Origin of the sequence: Pseudomonas sp. QLc11A (assembly GCF_052112305.1) — a bacterium.
Classification (GTDB): domain Bacteria; phylum Pseudomonadota; class Gammaproteobacteria; order Pseudomonadales; family Pseudomonadaceae; genus Aquipseudomonas; species Aquipseudomonas laurylsulfatiphila.
The window spans coordinates 28,582-45,674 of sequence record NZ_JAVAJJ010000007.1; the positions used below are offsets into that span (position 1 = coordinate 28,582).

At 56.7% G+C, this 17,093-nt stretch carries 16 protein-coding genes and 2 pseudogenes; 9 read left to right on the forward strand and 9 right to left on the reverse strand.

Annotation, left to right across the window (positions count from 1 at the left end; translation table 11 throughout):
• The first annotated feature begins 4 nt into the window (after positions 1-4).
• From Q8X48_RS12185 to Q8X48_RS12200, 4 genes and pseudogenes are all read left to right on the forward strand, one after another.
• Positions 5-1,570, forward strand: coding sequence for a GGDEF domain-containing protein (locus Q8X48_RS12185; protein ID WP_407800183.1), 1,566 nt, complete (start codon positions 5-7; stop codon positions 1,568-1,570).
• A gap of 331 nt (positions 1,571-1,901) precedes the next feature.
• A complete protein-coding gene (locus Q8X48_RS12190; protein ID WP_407800184.1) occupies positions 1,902-2,234 on the forward strand; it encodes a hypothetical protein in 333 nt (110 codons plus the stop codon).
• A 761-nt stretch (positions 2,235-2,995) separates the two neighbouring features.
• Positions 2,996-3,160 carry a hypothetical protein gene (locus Q8X48_RS12195; protein WP_407800185.1) on the forward strand — a complete coding sequence of 55 codons (165 nt, stop codon included), beginning with the start codon at positions 2,996-2,998 and terminating at the stop codon, positions 3,158-3,160.
• A 117-nt stretch (positions 3,161-3,277) separates the two neighbouring features.
• Positions 3,278-3,544, forward strand: a pseudogene (locus Q8X48_RS12200) (transposase); the annotation flags it as partial.
• A gap of 590 nt (positions 3,545-4,134) precedes the next feature.
• Here the strand turns inward: Q8X48_RS12200 and Q8X48_RS12205 are convergent.
• Positions 4,135-4,365, reverse strand: coding sequence for a hypothetical protein (locus tag Q8X48_RS12205; RefSeq protein ID WP_033039294.1), 231 nt, complete (start codon positions 4,363-4,365; stop codon positions 4,135-4,137).
• 174 nt (positions 4,366-4,539) lie between these two features.
• On the opposite strand from Q8X48_RS12205, the gene Q8X48_RS12210 reads away from it, so the two are divergent.
• Positions 4,540-6,201, forward strand: coding sequence for a SulP family inorganic anion transporter (locus Q8X48_RS12210; RefSeq protein WP_407800186.1), 1,662 nt, complete (start codon positions 4,540-4,542; stop codon positions 6,199-6,201).
• A gap of 19 nt (positions 6,202-6,220) precedes the next feature.
• Here Q8X48_RS12210 and Q8X48_RS12215 read toward each other — a convergent pair whose 3' ends face one another.
• Positions 6,221-6,409 (reverse strand): ribbon-helix-helix protein, CopG family, encoded by a 189-nt coding sequence (locus Q8X48_RS12215; protein ID WP_128608462.1) that lies wholly within the window; start codon positions 6,407-6,409, stop codon positions 6,221-6,223.
• 378 nt (positions 6,410-6,787) lie between these two features.
• On the opposite strand from Q8X48_RS12215, the pseudogene Q8X48_RS12220 reads away from it, so the two are divergent.
• Positions 6,788-7,150 (forward strand): annotated as a pseudogene (locus Q8X48_RS12220) (transposase); the annotation flags it as partial.
• A 37-nt stretch (positions 7,151-7,187) separates the two neighbouring features.
• Here Q8X48_RS12220 and mobH read toward each other — a convergent pair.
• The gene (mobH, locus tag Q8X48_RS12225; protein ID WP_407800378.1) at positions 7,188-8,906 is read right to left on the reverse strand and encodes a MobH family relaxase; all 1,719 of its coding nucleotides are present in this window, start codon (positions 8,904-8,906) and stop codon (positions 7,188-7,190) included.
• Positions 8,907-9,129: 223 nt separating this feature from the next.
• On the opposite strand from mobH, the gene Q8X48_RS12230 reads away from it, so the two are divergent.
• On the forward strand, positions 9,130-9,324 hold the full coding sequence (locus tag Q8X48_RS12230) for a DUF7740 domain-containing protein (protein WP_407800187.1): 195 nt from the start codon (positions 9,130-9,132) through the stop codon (positions 9,322-9,324).
• A gap of 119 nt (positions 9,325-9,443) precedes the next feature.
• Positions 9,444-9,809 carry a histone-like nucleoid-structuring protein, MvaT/MvaU family gene (locus Q8X48_RS12235; protein WP_407800188.1) on the forward strand — a complete coding sequence of 122 codons (366 nt, stop codon included), beginning with the start codon at positions 9,444-9,446 and terminating at the stop codon, positions 9,807-9,809.
• Positions 9,810-9,895: 86 nt separating this feature from the next.
• Here Q8X48_RS12235 and Q8X48_RS12240 read toward each other — a convergent pair whose 3' ends face one another.
• A complete protein-coding gene (locus Q8X48_RS12240) occupies positions 9,896-10,834 on the reverse strand; it encodes an ArdC family protein (RefSeq protein ID WP_407800189.1) in 939 nt (312 codons plus the stop codon).
• A gap of 699 nt (positions 10,835-11,533) precedes the next feature.
• Entirely contained in the window at positions 11,534-11,899 is a 366-nt protein-coding gene (locus tag Q8X48_RS12245) for a DUF3085 domain-containing protein (RefSeq protein WP_407800190.1), read from the reverse strand.
• 464 nt (positions 11,900-12,363) lie between these two features.
• Between Q8X48_RS12245 and Q8X48_RS12250 the strand changes: the two genes are divergently transcribed.
• Entirely contained in the window at positions 12,364-12,723 is a 360-nt protein-coding gene (locus Q8X48_RS12250) for a hypothetical protein (RefSeq protein WP_407800191.1), read from the forward strand.
• Positions 12,724-12,729: 6 nt separating this feature from the next.
• On the opposite strand, the gene Q8X48_RS12255 is transcribed toward Q8X48_RS12250, so the two are convergent.
• Genes Q8X48_RS12255 through Q8X48_RS12270 form a run of 4 tightly spaced genes read right to left on the reverse strand, consistent with a single transcriptional unit; the run spans position 12,730 to position 16,912 of the window.
• Positions 12,730-14,268, reverse strand: a complete 1,539-nt coding sequence (locus Q8X48_RS12255) for a conjugal transfer protein TraG N-terminal domain-containing protein (protein WP_407800192.1) — start codon at positions 14,266-14,268, stop codon at positions 12,730-12,732.
• A 9-nt stretch (positions 14,269-14,277) separates the two neighbouring features.
• Entirely contained in the window at positions 14,278-14,583 is a 306-nt protein-coding gene (locus Q8X48_RS12260; protein ID WP_407800193.1) for a hypothetical protein, read from the reverse strand.
• A complete protein-coding gene (locus Q8X48_RS12265) occupies positions 14,580-15,935 on the reverse strand; it encodes an integrating conjugative element protein (protein ID WP_407800194.1) in 1,356 nt (451 codons plus the stop codon). The genes Q8X48_RS12260 and Q8X48_RS12265 overlap by 4 nt, the downstream gene beginning before the upstream one ends.
• Entirely contained in the window at positions 15,935-16,912 is a 978-nt protein-coding gene (locus tag Q8X48_RS12270; RefSeq protein ID WP_407800195.1) for a TIGR03756 family integrating conjugative element protein, read from the reverse strand. The genes Q8X48_RS12265 and Q8X48_RS12270 overlap by 1 nt, the downstream gene beginning before the upstream one ends.
• Between the last annotated feature and the right edge of the window lie 181 nt (positions 16,913-17,093).

The following is a 17,093-nucleotide window of genomic DNA, read 5'->3' on the forward strand; positions in this document are numbered from 1 at the left end:
CTCAATGCATGCCATCATAATGATGGCGTTTAATAATGCATTAACGGAGACGACGATGAGGCTAGAGTACCAAGTCAGCCAGGTAAAAAGGCTGCGTCAGTTCTTAATCTATGCCCGATCGGCCGCCTTCACTGTGACGGTAGTCGGTATATGTGTGCTGGCGGGCTGGCTGCTTGATGTGCCCATGCTAAGAACAGTGCTTCCTGGCTGGACTGCAATGATGGTCAATACCGCCAGTATGTTCATTGCCCTCGGAATTGGACTGTGGTGCGCTACGTTCAAAGCTTCCTTGGCCGGAAGCTTGATCAGGCGGTTTTGCGCAGTATTGGCGATACTGGTTGGTGGATTGACCCTCATTGAATATGTCCTGTCGGTTAATCTAGCGCTTGATTTGCTACTTCCTTTCGAGCTTCAACGCAGCCAACCCGTTACTTTTCCAGGGCGAATGGCTCCCGCTACGGCCCTGTGCCTTCTGCTTTCTGGCTTCGGCCTGCTGCTTGAGGGCAGGCCGTCACTGCCGCAATATTTTGCGTCGTCAACACTATTTATAAGCCTGATAGCTCTTGCTGGTTATTTGTTCGACGCCAGCGCTCTCTACTCGGTCGGCCTGTATAGCTCTATGGCTATCCATACGGCTATTGCGCTGATCCTGTTCAATACCGGACTGCTGGCTATCCAACAGCGCTCGGAATTCGTCGAGTTGCTGACAAGCGATACTGCGGGTGGCGAGGTAGCGAGAAGCTTACTGGCTAGTATCCCAGTGGTAATACTCAGCATCGGCGGCGCGCTACTAGCCGGAGAAAAGCTGGGCTACTACGACGATCGGTTCAGCTTAGCGTGGATGGCGACTTTGAGCATCGCCACGCTTGTTGCGGTAATACTGAGAACTGCGAGGCATCTCCAGCAAGTCGATAGGTCGAGAGGGAATGCCGAGGCGGAACTGGCAACCCTGAATGCGGCACTTGAATTGCGGGTGGTTGAGCGAACCAGTGAGCTAGAAACGGTGAACAGAACGCTGATGGGGGAAATATCGCAGCGACAAAAGGTCGAAGATGAGGTGCGCCGACTGTCGCTGACGGATGAGCTGACTGGCTTGCATAATCGCCGCAGTTTTTTTCTTTTGGCTGACCAGTTAATGCGCTCAGCTCGTCGTAATGATCAATTCTGCTTGCTGTTTTTTATTGATCTCGACGGTCTGAAAAAACTTAATGATGTTCACGGCCATGAGGCGGGCGACTTGGCGATCATTGCTGCTGCGCACGTGCTCACAGCCGCGTTTAGGCAAAGCGATGTTGTGGCTCGGATCGGCGGTGATGAGTTCGTTGTTCTGGCTGTCGACGCGGGGGAGCCGTCGGATGACCTCTCTGCTCGTGTGCAAGCACTGGTCGATGAATTCAATGGTAGTGACCGCTGTCGTTATCCCATTGGGTTAAGCATCGGCGCTGTTGGATGTTCGCCAAAGGAGCTTAAGCCTTTGGGTGAGCTACTCGCTTGTGCCGATGCTTCTATGTATGCAAACAAGCAGAGTCGTCGTCAGCAAAACGCAAAACGGGTTCAAGCCTGCGTTTGAGTGCTGACTTCGAGCAGGCGCATTCGACTGTGGATTCAACCGGTCGCATATCTGGCTGTGGTTAAACTAGCTCTACGACAAGTTCATGTGCGGGGGAGCTTCGTGATGACGGCCAATTGCCATGTGGTGTGGCCATACATCTCTTTTTGTACATTCGCCAACAATAGCGACGAGTACGCTTTACGTGGCCGTGTCGGAACATAGCGAACCTAAATCCTCCAGCCGTGGTGGCCAAGGGTTTAGATCTGATCAGAGGGGACTCACTACTGGAGAAATTCGTCATGCTGATAGAATCGTACTAGCTACTCATAACATCCCTCTGAGAATTGGCATGAACCCAGTATTAACTGAAGAAGAGATGCGCCGGGCGCTGTTCGGTGGTGGCGAGCAAGTTGCGCAGGGCAGTGCGCCTCCAGTGCAAAAGCCTCTCTCGGATATCGTGGTCACGCAGTCGGCGAACGCGGCGGTGAAAGAGAAAGTTGCGAAAGCATTCACCCCCAGGTTGAGAGTCACGCTACGGGTGGGCAATGAATTTGAAGGTAAGACGCACGAGATGGTCCACGAGGCCGATACGTTGAGTACCCTCCTAGCTGAGCAAGAAGCTACTAAGGCGGCTAGGAAAAAATTCCGATTTGTCGAAGTGGTTTCGATCAACTCGATGTAGGTGGATTTTCACGAGTCTTGCAGACTAGGTGTTGAACGGCTTTCATTCGATGTGAACTCTGGGAGGCACCCCGGCCTGACGTCACTGGCGGCGACAGCTGATTGCTGCATGGCGCGAAGGGCTGCAATCAACCCAAGCTGTCATCCGTAGAGGATGATCAGGTGTGTGATCCGTTGTTCACCTAACAGTCGCGGAATCATAAGATCCAGCACTCACCGGTTTATTGTAATTGGACGTAGACGATTGCCAGACTGTTGTGGCGGCTGGATTACGCTATAAAGCTGTCTAGGTGATTTAGAACCAAACAACCATTCGATTCAGTAATGAGGAGGGAACCTATGCCTTTTAGTGACTTTTGGAACGGCCCCGCGCACCAGCAACGCGCGGATGACCTGGACACACAGCTGACGGACCTTCAGGCGCTATGCAGAGCTGCAAGTGCTCACTAAGAAGATCGGCTCTATGGACGTTTTGGAAGTCCTGAGGTGTTGGCGCTGACATGACTTTGACCCAGGCTGCTGATTTTGACTGACCTAAATTCGGTCTCTGAAACCCCGCGCAAAGACATCGTTTACTAAGTACTCGGGAGGGTCAATTATTTCCGGCCCCCTGGGTCAATATCGCATCAGCGCCAACAAGTGATGCAACTTCGCGAAAGTCAGGTTGATCTAGCGCACCAGTTGTCGAGCCGTTGCACCGAGCGTCTGTTTGTCCTCCTCCAATGTCAGGGCAAGGTTCGCGCGCTTGAGAAGTAGATTTGCATGCCGGGTACAGGCACCGCCAAACAAATCAGGGTGTATGTGCGCGAGACTGACAAGGGCCTTCATCAAACGAAGGTCCACTTCGAGCAAGCCCGCGCCGTCTCGAGCTATGGGCGCGAAAAAGTCATCGAACAGGTCATCGTGTTGACGCTGATGTCGAATTGACCCACGTGCCGAGGCAAAACTGACCTACCTCCAGCTCGCCAAAATCCAGCAAAGGCAACAGTTTGCGAGGAGTCAGACTGGATCAGTGACATCTCGGCAACTGGGTCAACTCTGCATCGGCGCCAACAGCGTTGGGAACATGAGGCGGTAATCGACGCGATGCAGGATCGGCTAGAACATGATCCAGCGATGATGAGGGTTCGACGACAGACCGTTGAACATCCGTTTGGAACGCTCAAATACTGGATGGGAAGCACCCACTTCCTGACCAAAACCCTGCCGAGGGTAAGCACCGAGATGAGCCTTCATGTGCTCGCCTACAACCTCAAACGAATGATGAGCATCTTCGGCATCACAGGACTGCTGGAAGCGATCAGGGCGTGAATCCGGTTGCTCGATCGTCCGTGTGCAACTGTTTGGGCCGCTGGCGCGGCCCAAACAGCATTTACGAACGCCTATCTAGCTGACTAGGGCAATTCGCGCTTTCGTCTGCTGGTTTCGCAGGCAACGCTCGTAGCTCTCAATTTTCGACGTATTCGGTGCGTTTTCACACTGACTGGACCCAAAGCTGCCTGTCATATCAGGCATCAACCCGCCAAAAACATTCACTCCCTTGCAGTAACACGCCTATCTGTTACAGATATCAAGACTGGCGATTGGCTGTTCGGCCTTTGTGTAGAGGGCCCAGAGTTCATCGAATCCTTTACGCAGAACAATCTAATAGCCATGCAGGGTGAAGTTCGATCTGCCTGTGCCCAGTCAACTATGAATGTTCGCTGGCCGATCACGTCGAGGGTAAACATGCGGAGCCTCAATTCTCTCCTTGAGCGTGGCAGCATAGTCCTGAGCACTTCTTTCATCTCGAAACTGCACTCGTCTGGTGCCGAAACGTACAGACCAGAAAGCTTCGCTCTGACTGGGCAGATACTCGATCTTCACTGACATGATCATGTCTCCAAGGCGTGATCCAAGGGTTAAAAGTGGATTTCAGCGGTCTTGAGGCCCAGGTCTCGAAGCTCGGCGATCAAGTCATCCAGATGCCCAAAAGACTCGACCTCCTCGTTGTCATCAACCAAGAAATAACTCCTGCCAGCGTCCTTCTTGAAGAACACTATCCACTCCTTGGGGTTGGTTGGGTTTGCGATCACATGGGTGTCGAAGGTCACGCCTTCGGCATGTTTGGTTTGCACAGTTTTACGATTCATGTCTGTCACCACGCTACGCGCGCTCTCAAAATTCTCTATTTGCAGTGCATGCCCGCCCAGCTCCATCTGAGCTTTCACTATAAACATCTCCAGCCGCTCGAAGCAGTGGATCTAGGGCATTTAATTATCACTGTATGTTAATATTATGCACATGCATCCACTGAGGGGCTAGCCATGATTGCGATAGGTGAGGCATGGAAGGCGGGGGTGTTGGGACGAGGACACTGGCTTCGCAATATGGTGTCTGGCGTGATCGTCGGGGTCGTGGCGCTCCCTCTGGCAATGGCGTTTGCCATTGCATCTGGCGTCAAACCTGAGCAAGGCATTTACACCGCAATCATCGGTGGTTTGCTGGTTTCACTCTTTGGGGGAAGCCGCTTGCAGATTGCCGGGCCTACAGGTGCGTTCATCGTGATTCTGGCGGGGGTCACGGCCAAGCATGGCGTTGACGGTCTGCAAATCGCCACGATGATGGCGGGGGCCATCTTGTTATTGCTGGGGATGGCACGGCTCGGTGCGATCATCAAGTTTATCCCCGACCCGGTGATTGTCGGATTCACCGCGGGCATCGGTGTGATCATCTGGGTCGGGCAGTGGAAAGACTTTTTCGGTTTACCGACGATCAGTGGAGAGCATTTCCATGAAAGGCTCTGGCATCTGCTACAGGCCTTGCCGGATCTTCACATGGCCACCACCCTGCTGGCGGTACTTAGCCTTTTCCTGGTCATCACCGCGTCCAGAGTTCCCGGTCTCAAACGGGTGCCTGGCCCGCTAGTCGCAATGGCGGTCGCTACAGCAGTACAGTCAACCTTTCATTTCGAGGGGGTAGCCACGATTGGCAGTGCATTCGGTGGTATACCTCAAGGCTTGCCAGCGTTGAGCCTGCCTGAAATTACGCCATCCCGCGTTATCGATTTGATTGGTCCTGCGTTCACTATCGCCATGCTTGGAGCAATCGAATCGCTGCTGTCGGCGATGGTGGCCGATGGCATGGCGGGCACCAAGCACGATTCCAATCAGGAGCTGATCGGTCAGGGGGTCGCCAACCTGGTCACACCATTGTTTGGCGGCTTTGCAGCTACCGGGGCCATTGCCCGTACTGCAACCAATGTCCGTAACGGCGGTACGAGCCCGCTGGCCGGCATTACGCATGCGGTCACCTTGGTGCTTATTGTTCTGTTCCTGGCACCTCTAGCCTCAAACATCCCACTGTGCGCCCTGGCTGCCATTCTTTTCGTGGTCGCATACAACATGAGCGAGTTGAAGCACTTCAAACGCATGGTCCAACGAGCCCCACGCGCAGACGTATCCATCCTGCTCATCACTTTCATCCTCACTGTGTTCAGTGACTTGGTGATCGCCGTGAATATCGGCGTCATTCTTGCGATGCTGCACTTCATGCGTCGCATGGCCTCATCGGTGGAAGTGCAACAGGTCGTGGAGCACGAGCTTGAAGAAGAGCTGAGGACCAATGGCCATACTCGCCTACCGCCAGGGCTTTTGATTTATACGATTGAAGGGCCATTGTTTTTTGCTGCGGCCGAGACCTTCGAGCGTGTGATAGCACAGACCCACACTGACCCAAACCTGCTGATTATCCGTCTGAAGCGCGTACCGTTTATGGATATCACGGGCTTGCAAGTGTTGGAGGAGGTTATTCAGCAGCTGCACAAGCGGCATATCGTGGTGAAGCTCTGCGAAGCGAACACGAGAGTGCTCAACAAGCTCGATAGGGTGGGTATCCTGCAAGAAATTGGTCCGGAGCATTACCACGCCGACTTCAACACTGCGTTGGCTAAAGCTGTCAGTCACGTAGAGGGCACGTCGACTCTCTAGAGACTACTGCCCGTCTTAGTTATGACTTGGTGCTGGTGGCATGCTTGCTCTTGGTCGAATAGCTGGCGCCGTGAGTGTCCAAGTAGTCACGAATCAGTTGACGGACCACCTGCGAAGACGTCAGGTCTTGTGCTGCACAGAGTTCCTCGAAAGCTTTTTTCTTGACGGGATCAATGAGCACAGTGAGGCGCGCAGTCTTGCTTTCCATGGGGTATTCAATCGCTCAAGTCGCTGGATGTTAATCAAATTGTAATTGCCTTGTCCGGTGCTGTCACTGTTGCGGCGGTGGGTTGTTCGGTACCTCGACTTAACACACTAGAAAGCAATTGGCGCCTACAGTGGATGAGGAAGCGGATCTGCGTTGACTCAAGATGGATAACTCCCGTCCGCGAGTAAGAGAGCGGATTTATTCCAAAGCTGGCCGGCTGCCTGCAACGGGTTGACTGTGATCAGTTACGAGCGACCGGATATGGCCGTTTTTTGCCTGTGGCGAAGGACTGCAATCGACCGATTCTGTTGAAAAAGTAGCTCCCCTGTCTGGCCTGCGGCAAAATTCGCGCATCGGCCAGCATGGAAGCCCAGCCTGATGGGACAGTTATCGAGTGGGCAGGAACGGCTGTTTTACTCGTTCAACCTTGAAGACCACATCCCCGCCAATCACCTTCTGCGTAGCATTGAACGGTGTCTCGATCTGAGCGACTTGCGCCATTACCTCGCCGATTTTTACAGCCCGATTGGGCGTCCGTCGATCGATCCCGAACGGATGATCCGCATGCTGATCGTGGGTTATTGCTACGGTATTCGCTCAGAGCGTCGGCTGTGCGAAGAAGCCCATTTGAACCTGGCGTATCGCTGGTTCTGCCGGTTGAGCCTGGAAGATGAAGTCCCCAATCACTCGACCTTTTCCAAAAATCGACACGGCCGTTTTCGGGACAGCGAACTATTTCGCTGGCACTCCACGCGCGCATGGGGCTGCCCTTGCGATGCTAATAAGTAAGATTGAGGAAAGGATTGTCAGTAGGGACAGGGCTCAGAAGAGTTTCAGCATTTTGCAACATGTAGCCATTGAGGGAAGCCCTCCGGCGGGGGCCCTGCACTGTGCAAGTCCATATGTTCTGCCCGTTTGGTCGTTTGAGATGTACGCCTAAGTGCTCAAAGTGACGTTGAGTGCGCCGCCAAGCATCGGTTTTGTCGTCACCTGCAGATAGCTCAGGGTGCTCCGAAGCGTAGAGCTGGAAAATGCCGGGTGTGACCAGGTAGAACGTGCCGTCGACTGTGTGAATCTTTGCCTTACAGTCGTTGACGAGCAGGCGATGGCTTTGGATCCCCTCGCGTAGCCAGTCGACAAAGGCCAGCCCTGGTGCCTCGCGGGGTGAAGCAGTTGAGGATTTCAGTCCTTGAGCGCTCGATTCATCCTCGTGCTCAACCGTCTCTTGCAACATACCCATCAAGTCATCGAGATAGTCGAAGTCATGGTTCGGAGGTAAGGGCTCTGGCGTTTCCTTGGCCGAAGTTGCTTGTGGTCGATCCAAGGCCGACTCGATAGCTTCACCGCTCGGCACGGTATTGTCAGCAACGAGCTCAACTGTTCCTTCAAAGCATCGGGGCCGGATTTCATCGGCCCAGATCAGGCTCGGTTGGAGACGCAAGAATGTGAAGCGATGCTGCCATCCTTCGTCTGACACGGTTGCGCTCCATACCGCTTTGCCTTCTGGCGTGGTGTCTACCAACCCGTGGGATTGCAGTTCATCGAACATGGCAATGTTGGAGGAGGGGATGCCATTTACTGCCTGGGCCAGGAGGTAAGCGCGAAGTTTGTCGGTTGCGGTCTTGCTGACTAGCCACAGATGATTTTCGGTGAGCCAGCCAGCAGCCCCGGGCTGGTTGAGTTTGAACTCGTTCTTGACCAGATGACGTAAGCCAGTCAGCAGGTGATGCTGAAGCGACCGAGTGGGCGCCTGTAGTGCCTTGGTGGGATTGGCTCCGATGTTCTGCGCGGTAGATACCCGGTCAGCTTGCAGCACCAGCTCCCCCAGCGTCGCGGCGTATTCATAGTGGTTGGCCAGCAACGACAGCAGGTTGCCCCATAGAGTTGGGTAACCGCTGAGCCAGTCGAGCAGGCGCGGCGTCAGTATTTGGGTGTAGAGCAGCCCAGCGGCCGCAGCATGTAGCTGGTAGTCGCGCCCTGTCACGTAGCGGAAGCGGTAGGGCTTGTTCAGGGGGCCGTGCCACGGATGCCAGAGCTCACCATTTTGGTACTCCACCTGCAGGTCGACGGCAATCTTGCCGATGTCATGGAGCAGGGCGCCATAGGCGATGGCGGCGCTCCAGGCGTCGGTCTGCGCGGCTTGGTCTTCGGGCGCGGCGCCGCTGGGTAGCAGGTACGACTGGCGCAGTTTCAGGCTGCAGGCCATCATCTCCAAACCGTGGTCCAGCATGCCTCCCGGATAGGCATGATGATGGCTTTCGCTGGCAGGTAGTTGCTGTACATACTTGGCGTAGCGGTGGATTGGATCGAGATAGAGCTGATCGAACTGAGGTTGGGAAAGGGCGGTGTATTGGCGGATGCGTTCGAGCAGCCGCTTCCGGTGATCGGCGGCAAGGAGCGATTCTGATGACTCAGGCAAGAAGTAACCTTCGGCGACAAGTGCTGGCGCGGGGCTGGCGGCGTTGTCTTTTTCATGTTTGAGCCACCAGCGCATCATCGCAATACCTGCTTTGTACCTGGGAGGTCCTTTTGCCTTTTCGGATAAGCCTCTTACCCTTGCAATCCCTTCCATTGGCGCCGTTATCCTTTACTGTCTTTGTCCTTTTCGCGAACGCGAAAATCCGAAGGCGGGAGCGTCGAGTTAGTCGGTCGATCGGGATAGCCGGTCCCTTTTACAGGGGGTAAACTGGCCGGCATCATTTTTCGGAGCAAGGGCGCTGATGACGCTTACCGATGCAGTGTTGATCGTGCTGCTGGTCGACCGGATTCATGGAACTGACGTTGCCATTCGCTCAGCTGCGAAGCGCTGCGCGAAAAAGCTGCCACGTGGTCAGCGCGATATTTTGTTCAAAATTGTGAATAGCCCTGCACCTCGGCAACTTGTGGGCCACCTGTGCCAATACTTGGCAGAGTGAAAAGTCAGGCAGATCTGTTAAAGCTGGACACCAGACGAGCCGCAGTGAGGATCAAAACCTCGGATAAACTGCGGGTCTCAGATACTATTCCCACACTTGTCTCATACTAGGAAGAGCCCATGTCTAAGCTAGCCGAATTCAAAGCGCTGGAAGCGCAGCTGGCCGCGCAACTTCAACAGCTGGATGCGATGAAAAACGATTCCGGGCTGAAGCAGGAAATCGAGTTTGAACAAAAGCTTAAGGCCTTGCTGGAAGAGTACGGCATGAACCTGCGGCAGGTGATCACCATTCTTGATCCGTCCAAAGGGGTGAGCGTAAGTACCGCCGGCGCCTCCAGCAACGTCCAGCGCAAGCCTCGTGAGATCAAGCGCTACAAAAACCCGCACAGCGGTGAGGTCGTGGAAACCAAGGGCGGCAACCACAAAGTCCTCAAACAGTGGAAGCAGGAGCACGGCTCCGACACCGTCGAGGGCTGGTTGCAGTAATCAGTCGTCCAGTTATAGCGGCGGATGACCGGCGTTGCAGGCAAAACAAAGGCCCCAGATGGGGCCTTTTTGATGCTTGAGTGAAGTCACGCCGTTAACCGTTCAGTCGTTTCAGTGGCCTGATCGGACTGCAGAGCCAGTAGGTACTCGGAGGCGTCACGTGCCTGGCCGCTGGCGCGGAAGATCGCACGCTTATCCTCCTTGAGTATCTTCAGCCAGGATGCCAGGTACTCCTCGTGACGTAACTCACCCTGGGTACCGGTCAGCGCACAGAGAAACGCTGCGCCCATTTCCGCTACCAGTTCCTCGAAGGCGTACGCCGCGGAACCAAACGCGTGCCCGCCAGTGATGCCGTCGCGGTTGAGGCGCGAGTGATGACCCGACCAGTGCGTCAGCTCATGAAGGGCCGTTGCGTAGTAGCTGCCAACGTCCTCGAACTGTGCCTTGGTAGGCAGTTGGATGAGATCCCGCACTGGCTGATAGAACGCGTGATCGCCGTAGCGATGCTCAATCCGCGCCCCACTGGCGACCAGTAGTTGCTCGGCAGGGGCATGATCGACGAAGGCTGGCTGGTCGTCACACTCATCGTGTATTTGCTCTTCGGCAGGCAAGTCTTCGGTCTGCTCGATGTTGAACAGGCAATGCGTTCGCAGGAGCGCGAATTGCACCATTTTGATGTTGCCCTGTTCATCACGAACGACCTGCCCGTCTTCGTCGTGCGCCTCCTTGCTCATCGGTTTGTACAGCACCGCGAGGGTTGATTGCTCACCCTTGCGAACATGGCCACCGGCTTTGCGCGCCTGGTTGAACGTGAGCCAGCGATCCTGGCGGAAACCACGTAGGCGCGACTCGGCCCACAGTAGCGGAATGTTGATGCCGGCGTAGGGCCGTCGGCTGATGGCGTTGATGGGGAAAGGGGAGTCAGTACTCGAGCTGGTGGTTGTCCAAGGCTTGATCCAAGGGATAACCCCTTGACTCAGGGCACTGACAATCTTGTTGGTGACGTCCAGGTAGATATCGGACATGACGTTCTCCGGTTGTGAAGGGGGAACGCTGCCCGGCCGGGAAGGGTTCCCGGTGGGGTAAAGGGGCATTCGATGTGTTGGCGGTGTCAGATGGCGGCAATGTCTACAGCGATCTCACTTGGCAGACGGATGAGCAGAAAAGCTGGGCCACTGCGAGGTGTGATGCGAGCCAGCTGTAACAGCGTTGAGTGTTCGACTGCTGATGAGTCGTCGCTCTGTGGATGATCGAACCGCAGCTCGATTGGACACTGTAAGGTGCGAGGCGCTGAAATCAGGGCGCTGTTGAGCAGGGCTGCCAAGCGCTGTGCTGAGTGTCCAACGGGGTCGTTGCCTGTGGTGGGGTTAATGACATGTCGCCACACGCCTGGGCTCAGCACCACGGCGGGAGAGAAGAGCTTCTTCCTGGACATTGGAACCTCCGGGTAGTTGATCCCGCGATACCTCAGTTGAGGATATTGCGCGGGGCCTATCATTCAGAGAGACATGGCCTGTCTGTGTATTAAAACCCGCTCGGACGTTGGGTCAATCTCTAGTCCAGACACCAGGAAAGCGCGGCATTCCAAGGCGTTCCAAGGAAGACTAGCTGGCTCAAGTTCCAGATAAACGGCGGTCGGCAACCGGGTATGAGTTGATGCGAGAAGCGCTCCAAGGAGGCCCGGCTACGGAGTCACTCCGGAAACTCTGAGCCTCGCATTTGCTTCAAGATTTTCCCGTCGGGTCAACCTCGGCGGCTAGGTACAGGTGTGTGGAGGTTGCCTCCACCACCAGCGACCCGGCTGTCCCGCGAAGACTTGCCAGGACCGGATCGTCGATGTCGAAGTACTCGGCAAAATCATCGCCACCCAATTCATCTCGTGCGCGATTCCACCAGGAATCAAAATCGTCGACGTCAGGGTTGCAGCCGGTGGCGTAGGACACGTTTTTACGGCCACCTCCATCCGGTTTGTTCTCGCCGAACTCGGACATGAGGTAGACACCGTGGTCCTTGACCAAGAGCACACGGCAACCTTTGATACCGGCCTCGGCCAACACGGCGTGGAGTTCAGAACCTGTGAAGCGCAGCATGATGAGATCCTCCAGAGAGTGCGGAGGAATGCCACCCATGCGGGGGAATTTCCCAGCACTGGAATGGATTGAGAAGGGTTGTATCGAAGACGCAGGCTTTGGGAGCCTGAGGGATTAGAAAGCGTTCATCACCGCGGGAACGGTGACCATGCGAGCTGCCGAACGCGAATCGCATTTGGGGATAACCATCACGTGGGTGACGTAGCCTCAAAGGTTATGGCTACCTGGGGTGCTGGAAAACCAGCGATTGCCCAGTTGGTGTATCAAGCGGATCGGTATAACGTCAACGACGTTTTTCGTTTGAATGGGCAGCTCAGATCCATACAGCTCCACTCGCCATTATCAGCGCAGCCCAGGTGATCAACGGTCATGGAAATCAACGGGACAGGAGTAAGCTAAGGCTTGGATCCAAACTCTCGGTGGATCCTTGGCCGCGAGTGCAGAGAAGAAAAGGGAGGCATTAAATGACTGTTCCAACGTCTTCTACTTCGAGCCGTACCCCTATCGGCAAGTATTTAGTCCGTGCCGCTGTGCGTTTGGGTCGGTTGGTCCGCTCACTCGAAACGACAGTTTTGCAGTCCAGCCTGTTGGCTTCCGTGCCGCTCAAGTTTCGGCAAATCGGCGTGCAGATTTTTAAGTTGATATTCGTGCTTGCGGTTGCATCATTCGCGCTTACCTTAGCGATCGGGATGATTGCTCTGTGGACCATTGCAGCGCTGCCCATAGGGGCACCCGATGATGAGCCCGATGTGTTTGAGATGAGTCACCCTAGGCATCGTTTCAAATATCCTGAAATGTACGACGATCACGGATCTCTCCGTTAATTTCCGTTACTTAAGCTTACTGACACCTCCAACGATTTGGGATGATCCTTTTCCGGCCTGGACTTTGGCGTTCTCTGCGCCTTGAGTGAGGAGACTCTGAACGTTGCTGCCCACGTTGTACCCAGCCCAGCTCATCGCGCCGAGAAAGAACATCGGCAGTACCACAAACATCGCGCCCATCACGTACTCGATAACCTGTGCGGTCACCGTCCCGTCCATGAACCCTGCCGTCGGCAATGACAAGAGCGTCTGGTCCGTGGCAGACACCTGGTTGTACAGCGTCTCCAGCATGCTTGAGTCGATCCAGCGTGCGAGCTCCCACCAGAACGTCAGCATGTGCAGGGTGAACAGCGCGAACGTCACCGTCATAAGCGCTTTGAGCTGATAGGTGCTGATAAGCAGCACCAGTGGCAGGCTGATGATCGTGCCCATGATCAGGAAGGCCTGGACCATTGGTAGTGCGGCGCGCAACGCATTCATCGCCGGGAAGTTGCTGAGCGAGCCCAGGGCCAGCCCGGTGTTCGTGGCCAGGTTGTTGAGTCCTTGCGTCAGTGATCCGCCACGGGCGCTGCTGCCGTAATCCTGGAACACCTGTCCTGGCGCCATGCTCAACGATTGCTGCCGCGGGCTAATCAATTCGCGAAGGGTGGCGTCTTCGATCTCGCCAGTGGTACGCCCGGTTAACCAGCCTCGCAGGCGCGAAATCAGCGACGGATCGACCTCGGCGACCAAACGATCACGCAGCCCGATCGTGGCGTCGCTCCACCATTGTCTGCAGGTAGGGTAGCCAGCACCGTTGGCGAGTTGGGGTAGGGAGGTATCCCGGGTCTCGTCGTACGGCCAATCGACCCTGGGAGTTCGTGATCGATCCATGTCGTAGTAACCCGGTGTGTTGAGCAAGTACGTCGAGCCAATCCAGGACGCGTCGTAGCTCTGCGACTCGTCCAGTTCGGGACGATTAGTGAACAGTCGCGAGCGCGAGTAGCCGTAACAATCCCGGGTGAAGTCGGCGACTTCCTGCAGCAGGATCTGGTCGTTGATACGCGAGCTGTCGATCTCCATGCGCATCGCGCGGATGTCAGGTGCGCATGGGATCGAGGCGGTCGTGGCGACCGTGATGCCTTTGCTCATGGCATGCACGAGAAACCACCATACCGGCACATTCGCTGACTTCTCGCCGATGGTGTTGAAGGTTGTGCCCCAGGCCGTTTCGGCGGGCTTGGTCATGGAAACGCCGCACCGTTGGCTCGCCGTATCGTCGAAGGTCACGGAGGAGAGGTTCAGCGGAAAAAACGGCATGCAGCCAAACACGATCACCACGTAGCTCATCCACAGCCGGTTCTCGACACGGGGGATCGACAGCAAGCCCTTGTTGCCTTCGTCTACGCCCTGTTGGCGGGTCGACAGCCACTCCTGGAGGATGATCGCGCCAAAGGGCGCGGCGAACAGCCCGGTGTCTGCCAGTGTGTTCCAGATGCCGTTGTTGATGATCCAGGCCAACAGCGACAGGTAGTACTCGAGGTAGCTGTTGGTGCTCATGCTCATGGCCGCACCTCACACGCGAGACAGTTCGACCAGGATGATCGGGCTAAAGCCAATCAATCCCAGGCGCTGAAGGCGTTGCTGGTCCTCAGGCGCTGGCCGCAAGCGCAACGTCGCGGCCCAGCCTGCGAAGATGAGGGTGTACAGCAGGGCGCGCCAGCAGGTGAAGAAGGGTGCATCCGCCTGAGCATGCTCGAGCCAGTCAAGCTTGACTCCCGGCAGTTGCAGCGCCATCCAGGCAATCAGGAACATCACCACCATGGCACTGAGGATCAGCAGCACATGGGCGATCGTGGACTTCACAGAAAACTGCATCATGGCGTGCTCCTACCCTGGTCGGCGCGGTGCAGACGGTCTGGCTCCGGATCGCGCTGGTCGATGCTGCGGGAGGCGTCGGCGCCGCCGGCGTGGCGATCGAGGACCAGGCTGGCGGTGTTGGTGGCCAGCGACTGGCGTACCTGCAGCTCCGTTTGCAGTAGGCGGATCTCACGCTCCAACGTTTCGACATTGCCGTTCAGGGCGGTGGTGGCGGGCTGCACCGACGCTACATTAGGCTCATGACTGCCGGCCAGGAGCGTTCTCTGTAGCAGCATCGCCTTGTAGATCACGCTCGACAGCGCGGTCTCGCTGGCTAGGCGCCGGGCCAACAGGTTTTGGTCGGGGTCGTCGCGCAAGCCCTCGATGACCCCGCGAGTCACCTGCAGCAACGGGCTGGAGACTTTGCCGAGATTCTCCGGCGTCGGTTGCTCGGCGCCCGATAGCATGCGTTGCAGACCCTCCAAGTGCTCCGAGTAGGTTTCTTGAATCAGCGGCGAGAGGCCTGTCCCGGCAGTAACGCGCAGCGTCTCGCAGTCGTCACAGGTCTCTACCTCGGTTTCACCAAGTACGCGGGTGGCCCATTCGGAGGCTTCCTCGGGGTTCGACCAGGCCTGGCAGATGGCGCCATTCTGACAACCAGAGTCGACGGCCGACGTATCCTCGACCGCTCGGTTATGCAGTAGGTTGTAGCCTGCCTTAACGACGTCCGAGGTCACCCGTATGGGTTCCTGACCGTTACCCCCCGCTTTCTGCCCACCGACCCAGCTGACACCGTTGTTGCCGTTGTTCGATTCGGTATCCTTCACCGCCACCACAGCATCACCGTCGGACTGCTCGAGGTTGTTCTGCATCTCCTGGTTCTGCGCCAGTGCGCCCCAACCGGCCTGGTCCACCTTGTCGGCCATTTTGGCCGCCATCGCCTGGCAGGTGAGCTTTGAGCGGTCAAAGTCGATGCGCCCCTGCAGTACGCCGTTGCTCAGCAGCTCATACAGACCGGGATTGGCGCGCTGAATGATCATCGCCGGCAGAGACATCACGGCCTGTGTGGCATTCTCGATCACATTGCCCATGATCTGCTGGAAGCCTTGGGTGGCGCCATTGAGCTGATTCTGCAGAGTGTTGGAGAGGTTCATGTTTCCGCACATCATGTTCGCGCGCCAGGACATGCCCACGCCAAGGCCATTGGGGCGGTAGAGCGAGGAGGGGGACCCCGTCGCCGATCCGCCGCCAATGGTGTACATCACGCGGTCATCTAGGACCTGGGCCTGGTCACCTAGGTGGTAGCCGTTTTCTGCGGCATGGCCGACGGCACTTACGAGGGCGCACACCAACCCGAGCGAGAGGGTATTCATCATTGGCCTCCATCAAAGTCGATGCTGTACAGCAAGGTCTGGCCCATCCGCTGGCAGCAGCGGTAAGGGCGCCATAGCGACCAGGTATAGGCGCCGTCGGCGCTCTGGATCGTCGGGCTGGGGAAGATGGCACAGGTGGTCTGGATCACCGGGGCGAGCAATTGCCAGCGGTGGTTGTTGACGTCGTTCTCCATCACCGGCTGCGGCGGCCAATAGCCGGGAGATGGCATCGGCTGCAGCGGCAGGTAGACATGCGGCTGGCCGACGCGCGTGATGAAGTCGCTGGCACGCTGGGCCATGACGGCGGATGCTTTGAAGTCGTCCGGCTGCACCAGAAATCCGTGTCGCGGGTAGACATTGCCCCACATGTTCCCAAGTGCCTGGTCGCCAATCTCGCGCATGCCCGGAATGAACGCTTGTGGGTAGACGGATTCGGGAACGGCCTGACGCCAGGCCAACGGGTCGAGCGTGCTGAGGTAGTACGGCGCAACGGGAATCGCGCCACTTGGACACGCATAGCCGAAACCGTGCGCAAGGGCCATCAGCGCCGAACCGCCGGGATGCCCGATGCCATCGACATTCTTGAAGCGGGGCAGGTTATCGCGCTGCGACGATGGCGTGATCAGGTTGCCACCCCCTTGCGACGTGGGCGTAGGCGCCGACAGCGCGGACATCTCACTCCAGGGATTGCCGCCGGTGTCGGAATAGCTCGACACCACCAGTTCGGGAATGAAGTGGCGGACCTTGGGCGAGGTCCTCACCGTGCAGCCAAACGGCGTACAGAACAGCCAGTAGCAGATCCCGACGACCCGGTATTCCAGGCATTGCAGCGAAGTGACAGAGGCGATGATGGCGGGGGTGGTCAGTGCCAGACAATGCTCGGCCGCGACGAGTAGTACAGCCGTGGTGAAGGCTCGGCCGCGTCCGATCTTCCTGGACTGTGGCGATCTGCGTCGGGTGGTGACGGTCAAGATCATGGGCAGCGCTCGACAGGTGGCAGCGGTGTGCATCCGTGCGCCAAGCTTGAGCATCCCGGATCTGTCCGAAGAGGACGGCGGACAAATCGAGTCTGGTGTGATCGCTTTTGTCAGTCGCCGGGTTGCGGGCCGTGAAGCTGTACAAAATCGCTGAAGGCGTACCAATGGACTCCTGCCGATT